The sequence below is a fragment of the Algoriphagus sp. genome (assembly GCF_024305035.1).
GTDB lineage: Bacteria > Bacteroidota > Bacteroidia > Cytophagales > Cyclobacteriaceae > Algoriphagus.
In genome coordinates this window covers 80,084-91,284 of record NZ_JAMWZB010000022.1, presented here as the reverse complement: position 1 = coordinate 91,284, position 11,201 = coordinate 80,084, and the positions used below count along the sequence as shown (strand labels likewise).

At 43.6% G+C, this 11,201-nt stretch carries 9 protein-coding genes; 4 read left to right on the top strand and 5 right to left on the bottom strand.

Annotation, left to right across the window (positions count from 1 at the left end; genetic code table 11):
* Positions 1 to 127 precede the first annotated feature (127 nt).
* Entirely contained in the window at positions 128 to 1,795 is a 1,668-nt protein-coding gene (locus tag Q0L00_RS13670) for a hypothetical protein (protein WP_297337443.1), read from the top strand.
* Positions 1,796 to 1,857: 62 nt separating this feature from the next.
* Entirely contained in the window at positions 1,858 to 2,202 is a 345-nt protein-coding gene (locus tag Q0L00_RS13665; protein ID WP_297337442.1) for a hypothetical protein, read from the top strand.
* Here the strand turns inward: Q0L00_RS13665 and Q0L00_RS13660 are convergent, their stop codons facing one another.
* The 4 genes from Q0L00_RS13660 to Q0L00_RS13645 form a co-directional block, all read right to left on the bottom strand.
* Entirely contained in the window at positions 2,203 to 2,664 is a 462-nt protein-coding gene (locus Q0L00_RS13660) for a DUF4440 domain-containing protein (protein WP_297337441.1), read from the bottom strand.
* 66 nt (positions 2,665 to 2,730) lie between these two features.
* Positions 2,731 to 4,182, bottom strand: a complete 1,452-nt coding sequence (locus tag Q0L00_RS13655; protein ID WP_297337440.1) for an amidohydrolase — start codon at positions 4,180 to 4,182, stop codon at positions 2,731 to 2,733.
* 41 nt (positions 4,183 to 4,223) lie between these two features.
* Positions 4,224 to 6,092 (bottom strand): gamma-glutamyltransferase, encoded by a 1,869-nt coding sequence (locus Q0L00_RS13650; RefSeq protein ID WP_297337439.1) that lies wholly within the window; start codon positions 6,090 to 6,092, stop codon positions 4,224 to 4,226.
* A gap of 23 nt (positions 6,093 to 6,115) precedes the next feature.
* On the bottom strand, positions 6,116 to 7,180 hold the full coding sequence (locus Q0L00_RS13645) for a carboxypeptidase-like regulatory domain-containing protein (RefSeq protein WP_297337438.1): 1,065 nt from the start codon (positions 7,178 to 7,180) through the stop codon (positions 6,116 to 6,118).
* 186 nt (positions 7,181 to 7,366) lie between these two features.
* Here Q0L00_RS13645 and Q0L00_RS13640 point away from each other — a divergent pair, with 186 nt between their 5' ends.
* Together Q0L00_RS13640 and Q0L00_RS13635 are read left to right on the top strand one after the other, a co-directional pair.
* Positions 7,367 to 8,719 (top strand): DEAD/DEAH box helicase, encoded by a 1,353-nt coding sequence (locus Q0L00_RS13640; RefSeq protein WP_297337437.1) that lies wholly within the window; start codon positions 7,367 to 7,369, stop codon positions 8,717 to 8,719.
* Positions 8,720 to 8,764: 45 nt separating this feature from the next.
* The gene (locus Q0L00_RS13635) at positions 8,765 to 9,226 is read left to right on the top strand and encodes a DinB family protein (protein WP_297337436.1); all 462 of its coding nucleotides are present in this window, start codon (positions 8,765 to 8,767) and stop codon (positions 9,224 to 9,226) included.
* Between the two features lie 63 nt (positions 9,227 to 9,289).
* Here Q0L00_RS13635 and serA read toward each other — a convergent pair whose 3' ends face one another.
* Positions 9,290 to 11,182 (bottom strand): phosphoglycerate dehydrogenase, encoded by a 1,893-nt coding sequence (gene serA, locus Q0L00_RS13630; RefSeq protein ID WP_297337435.1) that lies wholly within the window; start codon positions 11,180 to 11,182, stop codon positions 9,290 to 9,292.
* Between the last annotated feature and the right edge of the window lie 19 nt (positions 11,183 to 11,201).

Below are 11,201 nucleotides of genomic sequence, written 5' to 3'. Positions count from 1 at the left end.
CCTAAAATTATCAAAAATTGCCCGATTTTAAAAAACTTCAAAAGCGATTTCCCTGCCAAAACCGTCGGATTAGACCTATTTTTGTATTTTTTAGCTACCTTTGCTCAATTTAACCAAACCCTAACGCATGAAAAGAACCAGAGCACACGAATCAAGAGCAGCCATCGAACGATTATACATTACGATGAGACATCTTTTTACCCGGGGAAGTTACAAGCCCATGGGGGTGTCCGGGGAAAGTTTAGTTCAAGCCTTGATGGTCCTAAGTCCGGAGATTTACGGAAGTATTACCGATCGAGAGAAAATCGAATTGGATGGTTTGCTTTATGTGATGGAGCGCCTCCCTCGCGGCATTGAGGAGTGTCGTTTTGTTCGGCTAATCAGCAGAGAGGGATATGAGACCTCGCATTTGTCGCCGATTATTCCTCCAAAACGAAAACGAAATTGTTATCGGTTGGATGAACAGGTGATGTATGTAGAGATGACTCGGGGTCGATCTGATATTTATGATATTCTTACTCACTTGACGTTTTTATACATCGAGTCCAATAAAATTTACCATAACAGCATTGATCCAAAAGGAAGAATTACCACCAATTGGACCATGCTGGAAGAATTTGTCAAAAAGGAAGAGCATGGGGAAGAATTTGAAAAAGAAGCCGCCTCGGCCTATCTAAGTCATCTAATCGGCAGGACTTATGAGGAAACGGTACATGCGGTGGATAAATTTGCTCAGAGCGCCAATTCCAACAGTCTTTTCTCGATTGTCTATCATTTGGGCCGATTGGCTATGGAGGAAATTCAACATGACAAAGATCGGGAGATTTCCTTTTCCGCCACTTTGCGTGAGCGGATTGGACATCACGTGTATGGAGAGCTTTGGGCTAGAAAAATCCAAGCTACTCTGGATGAAAAAGGACTTTTAAAGCGGCCTATTCATGTTATTTCTGCCAATCTCCACTCGGTATTGAATACCATTTATTCTCATCAGAAATTGGGCATAAAGAGTTACGATGAGATCGAAAAGGTGGCCATGGATATTTCCATCAATGCCAAAGGAAATCATGGAAAAGCCATTTATGAATATGCGGTAAAAAATGGATTTGTAGATGTTCCGGATGATTCGGGTACCAATATCGGAGCCCAGATTATTGATACGGCTTTATTGGAAAAGGATGAGCTGATTCCGGGTATTCAATTGCCCAAAGAATCTGAAAAACGCCCTGTTTTTGTGGTGATGGATTATGCTTTCGGAGAGCAGGCTTACGAATGTTTTGATGAGTTGCTAAAACCCTTTAAAAAGGACAATAAGGAATATACCCTCAATATCGTATCCACCTCCATTATGGGTAAAGCAGGAATCCTTTATGGGGGAAAAGGGGATTTGATGATTCCCGATGCCCATGTTTTTGAAGGAACGGCGGATAATTATCCCTTCCGAAATGAACTGAAAAAATCCGATTTTGAAGGCTTTGGCTTGGGGGTTTATTCTGGTTCAATGGTAACTGTCTTAGGTACCTCTCTTCAGAATAAGGACATTTTAAAATACTTTATGGAATCTTCTTGGAACGCCATCGGACTGGAAATGGAAGGCGCCCACTACCAAAAAGCGATCCAATCGGCCTCCAAAATCCGTAAAAGTATTCGCTCCAATGTAAAAGTTCTGTATGCCTACTACGCCTCGGATAATCCGCTGGAGACCGGGAGTACCTTAGCCTCTGGAGCCCTAGGGATGGAAGGAGTAAGACCTACCTATCTGATTACCTATAAGATCCTTGAAAAACTCTTTAGCTAAAAACAGGCCGGTCAGTAGCGATCGGCCTGTTTCAATCGTTTTGATGGAAATGATCAAACTCCATGAAAACAAGTAAAGTTGTATTCTTTTTGTTTTGGATATCCGGGATGCTTAGTGCCTGCCTAAATGAGGAAAATGAAACCCTTTTCGAGTTTTATTGGGATCAAACCTACTGTGCTGATCCATGGGGAAATTCGGGGAAAGGAAATTCAGCCCTTAGACTTGCCCTCGAAGAATACCTGATTGAAAAAGGCATTTTAGGAGCTTCTATTTCTTTTTCTACCGAAGAGGAGCGCAGACAAGCTTGTTTTGCTTGCCATTGCACTTCTGGAATTCGAATCTACATACAGGTTCCTTTTCAGTTTCGAGATCAACTAGTAGAATTGGGCTTCAAAGAGGTCGAATGATTAGTGCTGTGTTCCTACTCGGGTAGAATGCAACAGCTCCAAACGCCAGCCCTTTTCGGTTTTTACAGCCGTGGCGCTTTCCAACCAATACAACTGTTGGGTTTCCTCTCCATTTTGGCTGAATGTAGCATAGTTATGATAGGCTACCCAAGCTGTACTTCCCGAGACTTTGGTTTCGATAAATTCAAACCGGTTGGTTCTGACGCTCGGATTTGGGTTCTGCTTGGCTCGCTCAAAATAGGCTAGGATTAGTTCATTGTCCCAGACTTCTCCCTGCTCTAAAAGCAAAAAATCCTCCGTGTAATAATCCAAGAGTTTTTCAGATTTGAATTCGGAAAAAAGGTCGTCAAAGGAATCTTGAATCAGGTTTTGGATGAGTTTTTCCTCAGTTTGTGCTTGGGATAGGGTAGAAGAAATAACCAAGAAGAGGAGCCCTAAAAAAAGGCGGATTATGGGTTTCATGGATGATGGATTTTAAATGGAGAACAAACAAGTAGCCTGCGACTTGATTCATCGCAAGCTGTATGCTTATTGTAATTTTGAATCGATGGGAGGGGGACCGTCAGGTATGAATCCCTGGTAGCGGTAATCCCCTTTCTTGGAGGTGAATTCCGCTTTGATTTGCTGAACAAGCTCGGGGTTTTGGAATAAATCCACCATAGTCATGGATAAGGCTTTGGCGGCATAGGCCATTCCTTTATGTCCAATGGACATTCCTCCAGCTGCCACAACAGCCCAAGAATGCCAGGGCGTACCATTGGGTGCAGTGGTCGCTGAAAGTCGAATGGTTGGAGCCACCCAGCTCACATCACCCACATCCGTACTCCCCCCCATGCTGTGTTCGGCGGTTTCCTCCATAGGTTCGATCGTAGAGACCAACCCAATTTGGGGTTTTCCGGTCGCTTCTTGAATTTTTTTGGCAAATTCTTGCTCTTCCTCAGTATAAGTTATGGCCCCTAGGTTTTCGAGGTTTTGTTGCAAGGCAGCCGAACCGGTTCGATTGACCAATACTTCATGTACACCTGAAATTAAATTGACTTCATGTTCCACGTTGGCTAGAATGGCTGCACCTTCAGCCATTTTTTCTACTTGCTTCCAAACCGGGACTAAGCCTTCACGGCTACTATCCCTGACCCGAACCCAAATTCGGCTATAATCCGGAACCACATTGACGACTTGTCCGGCATCTTGAATATGATAGTGCATTCGGACGGTCGGTTTGACATGCTCTCGGTAGTAGTTTATTCCGGTGGTGTAAAGCTCCAGTGCGTCCGATGCGCTACGGCCATTCCAAGGATCAGAGGAGGCGTGGGCCGCTTGGCCTTTAAATTCGACTAAAAAGTCAACCAAAGCCAAGCCTTTTTGGACAGCCGCTTTGGTCTCTGCTCCGGGATGCCAATCCATAACCACATCCACGTCTTGGAAAAGTCCGGCCCGGATCATCCATAACTTTCCGAAGAACTTTTCCTCGGCAGGAGTTCCATAAAAACGCACCGTACCTTTAATTTTTCCTTCCTCGATTAAATCCTTTATAGCCGCTGCAGCTCCCAAAGAGGCTACGCCGAATAAATTATGGCCACAACCATGTCCCGGAGCCCCTTCATTCAGTGGGCTTTTATAAGGAACCTTATTTTGAGAAAGTCCCGGCAAGGCATCAAACTCTCCCAAAATTCCGATAACCGGTGAGCCCGAGCCATATTCCGCTACAAAAGCGGTGGGGATTTCAGCCACTCCGCGAGTGACGTTAAAACCTAACTGCTCGGCATAATCGGAAAGGGCCGCCGCAGATTGGGTTTCCTGAAAAGCAATTTCTTCAAAGGACCAAATTCGATCACTCAGCTCAGTGAGTTCTGAAAAACGATGGTCAATGCTGGTTTTTACTTCCTCTTTAAGCGTCTGGGTGTTTTGCTGGGCCTGAATCGGGAGGAGCACCGAAAAGCCCAACAGGGCAGGTAGGATAGTTTTAAAATGAGTAATCATGTAGTTGTGTTTTGGTTGATGGTTTCAAATCAAGGTGGAAATTACCAGGCAATGCCATAATCGTCGCCGTAATCACTGGATCCACCCCAAAAGCTTTGATGCTTCCAGTCAAACCAGATGGCATTGATTGGCCCGGAAGTCTTATTCCAAAGCTCGATGGAATAGCCCCTGTTGGATAAATCTTTAAGGGTCCAGTCTGGGGTGTCATTTCTTAAAACAATCGCTCCGGGTCTGATTTCATGATCTCCAAAAGAGCTTTGCATTTGATAGGAATTGAAATTTGCCGCTTCTGCCGCTTCCTGCACATCCATTCCAAATTCGACTACATTTAAGAAATATTGCAAGAGGTTTTGATCTTGGGAATCGCCCCCTTGGACTGCAAAGGAAAGAAATGGCTTTCCCTCTTTCATGGCCAAGCTTGGCGTTAGGGTCACTCGTGGCCTTTTTCCCGGTTCGGGGAGGTTGAAGGGATTTAGATTTTCATCCAGCACAAAACTTTGCATGCGCTGAGAAAGGCCCACTCCGGTATTGCCGGCCACCACAGCAGGAATCCATCCCCCGCTAGGGGTTACTGAAACGACCCAACCTTCCGCATCTGCAGTTTCCACCGAAGTTGTTCCGCTGAAGAAATTTGCTAAAAATTCCTCATCCAAGCTCGAATTTAATTCCTCAGCAGATAAGGAGGCCAAGGACTTCCTGTTTTCAGTTAAAATATCCTGATAGGGATTGCTTCCGTCTTGGAAGGGATAAGGATCACCTGGGCCTATTTTGGGGTCATTCATTTCTCCGATCAATTTTGCTCGCTCTTTGGCATATTCTTTCGACAAAAGCCCTTCCATAGGCGAATCTACAAAAGCCGGGTCTCCATAGTAAAAATCCCGATCCGCAAAAGCCAAACTCATGGCTTGATAGACGGTATGGATGTAATTAGCCGAATTATAGCCCATGGACTTCAAATCAAAATTTTCCAGAATATTCAAGGACTGTAGCAACGCTGGACCCTGGGTCCATTCTTGAAGCTTATAGACATCTATGCCTTTATAATTGACATGAAGGGGTTCCTCAATTTTCACGGTCCAATTAGCTAAATCAGCCTCGGTGAATAGCCCTCCTTGTTCGCGGGTGCCCCGTACGATTTCTTTAGCGATATCGCCTTTATAAAAGCGATCATATGCCGCATAAATGGCATCCTTTCTACTTTTTCCCGCTGCTAGTGCCGTTCTTTCTGCCTCGACTAGCTTGGAGAGGGTTTGGTATAGGTCTTCTTGAACGAATAGTTCGCCTGCAACCGGGGCCTCACGTTCTTCGCCCAAGTGGGGAAGGAAAATCTTTTTGGAATAAGGCCACTGCTTAATCCGCTCTTTTTGTGCTTCCATGGCATTGGCGGTTTGCGCTTCAAGGGGATATCCCTTGGCCAGTTCCATTGAGGGACTTAAAATTTCCTCCAAACTCATGGTACCGTACTCGGCGAGCATGGTCATAATTCCTCCGGGTGTCCCAGGTGTAGTTGCTGCCAGGGGTCCGTATTGAGGAGGATAGTCCATTCGGTTGGATTTAAAAAAATCTACGGTGGCGCCCGTTGGGGCATAGCCTAGGGCATTGATTGCAATGACTTTTTTCTCTACAGGATGATAAATCAGAGCCTGAGTTTCTCCTCCCCAGGACAATACATCCCACATGGTGGAAGTGGCTGCAATCATGGCACAAGCAGCATCCACCGCATTTCCCCCTTGCTGGAAAATAGTAGCCCCGGCAGTTGCTCCCAGTGGTTTTCCGGTAATGGCTACCCAGTTTTTACCATGAAGGATGGGTTTGTTGTTTGGAGTTGTTCCTGCTCCCAATCCCGGAAGGCCTTGTCCGTAAAGACTCCAGGAAATCAGGCAGCTGAAGAATAGGTATAATTTTTTCATAAGGGTAAGGGTTGGTGGCTCGTTTAATCACTGGAATCGATCAGCTGATTGATGATGGGCCGAAAGTCAGGGAATTTTGAATTGTAATAGGTGAATAGTTGAAATATAGCTTTTGGGTCTTTGATATTCAACAGGTTACTGGAAGCAAACGCTTCCATTTCTTGGGCTTTATCTCCAAAAATCAGGAAGAATTTTTTCCGCTTTCGGGGAATTTCGATGATGTTTTTTTCGCTTAGGTAGTAATAATGGTCTCTTTTTAGAATCTTGTCATTTCGCTCACCAACCATGAGTGCAGTATTGTAGGTGGATTCCTTAAAAACAGCTAATGTTCTTCGCATTAAAGGCATTTCTCCTTCGACGAGCACCTCAAAAAATCCGGATATTGGGCTCCCATCCTCTAAAAAATCCATCCCATTGACAAAATAACGGGGAACACGGTAGGTAGAATCAACCCAGACAATATTCTGAACTCTCAAACCGGGAAGAATAGAAACCAGGTTATTTTCCGGCTCCATCAATTCAAACATATTGGAGGTGATATTATACCGGACGCGAAATCCTTCGAGCATTTGCTGATCTCGATACAGGAGGATAGAGGCAGTATTCCATTTTCTGTCCAAATAATTATCACCCTCTACTTTTTTGGGTTCGGGGGGAATTCCATAGACCATGTTTCCCCCCAGAAAATTGGGACGTTCGTTGATTAAGCGAATTACATTGTCGGATCGAATCGTTTTTTGCAAAGCTGAAACTGTTCCTTCAGCGCCCACTCGGATCAGGTGAATATCCCCCAAATCCAAATCCTTTTTGAGATGAACCTGTTGCTCGTAACGATTGTACCCTTCGATCGTAAGCGACAGGGTATAATGATCGGCCGGCAGATCATTAATTTTGAAATTACCTCCTGCCACACTGGTTTTTCCAAAGGGCGTACCTCGAAGTGTGACATTAACCCCATCCAAGTAATTTCCAGTTTCTGAGTCGATTACCCTACCTTGAAGAGCGTAGGTTTGTGCATTAGCCACACTGGAACCTAAAAGGTAAAAAATGAAAATTAGGCAGCATTTGTAAGGAAGATTTTGATTCATTTGGCTATCCGATTCTTGAAGTAGGGAAATATAAGTTAAATGTCAGAGCTATGCAATTGAGTCTTTTTTCCTCGAATAGTCGAATAGTTTTAAGTTGCAAAAAAGGGGAGTTGGCTTTGCAAAGGATTTCAAGCTATATTTGAAGAAGGCATTAGCCATTATTTCACCTATAATTAGTCAATCATTTTGGATTTCTCGTCATTTAATTTCGAATCCTCGCTGCAAGAAGGTCTGGACGCCATGGGTTTTGAGCAGCCGACTCCCATTCAGGAAAAAGCAATTCCAGTCATGCTGGAAGGAAAAGACCTGATTGCCTGTGCCCAAACCGGTACGGGTAAGACTGCAGCTTTCATTCTCCCTATTCTCAATAAGATTTCCAAAACAGGAAGCAATACACTCAACACCTTGATATTGGCTCCTACCCGGGAGCTTGCGATCCAAATCGATCAGCAAATCCAAGGGTTTGCCTATTTTTTGGGAATCAGTTCCATTCCCATTTATGGAGGAGGAGATGGCATTGTTTGGGAGCAACAGAAAAAAGCACTGGAAACCGGGGCGGAAATTGTCGTTGCTACTCCAGGAAGATTAATTGCTTTATTGGCCGGAGGAAAAATTGACCTGAGTTCCTTGGAGCATTTAATTTTAGATGAAGCGGATCGGATGATGGATATGGGATTTTCGGATGATATTCTCAAAATTGTCAATTACCTTCCAAAAAATCGGCAAACGGTTCTGTTCTCGGCTACCATGCCGCCAAAAATCCGTCAGTTTAGCATGAAAATCCTTCGAAATCCTGAAGAAATTTCAATTGCTATCGGTAAAACTGCTTCGGGTGTAACCCAGGCCATGTATGCAGTATATGATACCCAAAAAGAGGAATTGGTCAAGCATATCCTCTCTCAGAAAAATTACGAAGCCGTGATCATATTCGCTTCTACCAAAGATAAGGTGAAGGCCCTGTTTAAGGCCCTGAAAAAGGAGTTTGATGTCGAAGCTTTTCATTCGGATTTAGAGCAGGTGGAGCGTGAAAAAATCATGTCTGCTTTCAAAAATAAGGCAGTGAAAATTCTGGTAGGGACCGATATTATTTCCCGAGGAATTGATGTGGTTGGAATTGAGCTGGTAATCAATTATGATACTCCGAGCGATCCCGAAGATTATGTACATCGGGTTGGCCGCACCGCCCGTGCAGATATGGAAGGGGAGGCAATCACCTTTGTGAATCCCAAAGATGCCTTTAAATTTCAACGAATTGAGGAATTGATTGGGATGCAAATCACTCGTTTACCCTTACCGGAGGGATTTGAGTCTGGTCCTGAGCTGAAATCCTCCAAATCCGGTACTTCCACGACTAATTTCAAAAAATCATCCAAGGGCAAATCTGCAAAAAAGAAAGGGGGAAATAGGAAGGAAAAAGAAGGTCCGAAGCCAACAGCTCAATCGAAGGTTGCAGAAGTGAACAGTCCTCCTTCAAATCCAAACCCTAACCCTTCGATTCCATCCAAATATGGGAAGCGGAGGAATGTCATTGAGGATTAAGCCATACTCGCATTGGTTTTTTGCAGCGCGCCACCTTATTTTTATATGAAAACAGATTTAAAAATGACCACCTATTTTCAAGAACTTTTCGATCGGGATTTAGGCCGATTGGAACTGGAAATCAATGATTTTAATCCCGAATCGAATTTATGGGTCATTCCATCGGGCGTGCTCAATTCTGCTGGAAATTTAGCGGTCCATCTCTGTGGAAATCTCCGGCATTTTATCGGTCATGAATTAGGTGGCTTTGATTACCAACGAGATCGGGAGCGGGAATTTTCTGTCAAAAATCTTCCCAAAAATATGATTTTAGAGGAAATTCTTCTTTGCAAAAATCAGGTTAAATCGAGTTTAGATCGCTTGGAAGATCAAATTTTGCATGAAAAATATCCCATTGAGCATTTTGGAAAACCGATGACTTATGGTTTCTTTTTAGCCCATCTCTACGGCCATCTCAATTACCATCTAGGACAGATAAACTACTTGAGAAGAATCATTGAGGCATAAAAAAATCCCAGGTGAATCAATCGGCTGGGATTTTTTTGAACCATCAGGTTGGGGAATTCAACATCAATAAAGAATTCTGAATCGGATGGTCCCGTGAATGTTCTTAAGCGCATCGATGGCTTCTTTGGTGTAGGCTTTATCAATGTCGGTGATCACGTAGCCTATCTTTTCATTGGTCTTGAGATATTGACCCACAATATTGATCTGATAACCGGCCAAGACCTGATTAATTTTAGCTAAAACGCCGGGTTCGTTTTGATGAATGTGAATCAATCGATGCGCATCTTTAAGGAAAGGCAATTGGATATTTGGAAAATTTACCGAATTGAAGGTGTTTCCCGTATTGATGTATTCCATGATTTTCCCGGGAACAAAACGAGCGATATTTTCCTGGGCCTCTAAAGTGCTGCCTCCGATGTGTGGGGTCAAAATCGTATTGGGAAGACCGATTAATTCGGACTGGAAGGGCTCATTGTTGTTTTTGGGTTCCTCAGGAAATACATCCACCGCACATCCAGCCAACTGTCCAGATCGTATAGCCTCTTTTAAGGCAGGGATTTCGACAACGTGACCTCGACTCAGATTGACTAATATGGCTCCCTTTTTCATCAAATTGATTTTGGATGAATCAATCAGGCACTTATTGTCTTTTCGCCCATCCACGTGAAGGGAAATGATATCACAATTTTGTAAAAGTTCTTCCAGGGTGTCTACTTTTGTGGCATTTCCCAAAGCAAGTTTTTCGATGACATCGTAATAAAATACGTTCATACCCATATTTTCTGCCAAAACAGAAAGCTGAGCCCCGATATTCCCATAGCCGACAATTCCGAGTTTTTTTCCTCGGATTTCAAAACTTCCGCTGGCTGATTTATCCCAGCGGCCTTGATGCATTCCCACAGATTTATCGAAGAAATTTCGCATCAAAAAGATGATTTCCGCAATGGCCATCTCCACCACCGAACGGGTATTACTGAAGGGGGCATTGAATACCGCTATTCCCTTTTCTTGGCAAGTTTCCAGGTCGATCTGATTGGTGCCGATGCAAAATGCACCAATGGCAATCAGCCGGTTGGCATTTTCTAAAACTTTTTTGGTGACATTGGTTTTAGATCGGATACCCAGGATGGAAACGTTTTTGATTTTTTCGCAAAGTTCATCCTCAGTCATGGCCGAGCTAACTACTTCTACCTGATATCCTTCTTCTTTGAGCAATTCAACTCCGATTGGATGGACATTTTCCAGCAGCAAAACCTTGATTCGGCTTTTGGGATATGAAAATTTTGTATTCAACTTGTTGATGTATAAGATTTCGTCAAAACTAGGAGCAATGTGATCTGCTTTGGAAGTTACCTTAGGACGATGAACGTTTTCGGTGAACGCATAAAATTTATTGGCAAGACCAGATGCTTTGATTTCATAATCGGTATATCCGTCCCCAATCACATAAATATCCCCTTCGAGCTTGAGATGTTTGATAGTTTCGGCTTTTCCATTGTTTTTGGACAAGGGATTTTCCCGATTGAAATCTACGATTTTTCCTTGGCCATCGTACACAAACTCATTGGCAAATACATTTTCTTCTTTGATTCCATAATCTGCCACAATAGGAATAATGAAATCCTTAAAGCCATTGGATATGATGAATATGTCATCGGCATTTTCCTGCAAAAATTCCTTATTTCGCTCGAAAGATTTGGAAACCCGCTTTTTCAATGCTTCAATTAGATCTGCGATTTGAGACTTCCGGGCCTGAAGGATTTCAAGTCGTTGCTCCAGACTCTCCCGAAAGGTGAGGGATCCCTCCATTCCCTGATCGGTGATGTCCTTTATCGCTTGTAGTTTTTTTCCGGCTGAGGCGTCTCCATCAAGGGAAATTTCCCCTAGGATATCGAGTGCTTCCACCTGAGTGAAGGTACTGTCAAAATCAATGATGAATTTTTTGGTTTGAGGCATGTGCAGGGTCTTTGAATTA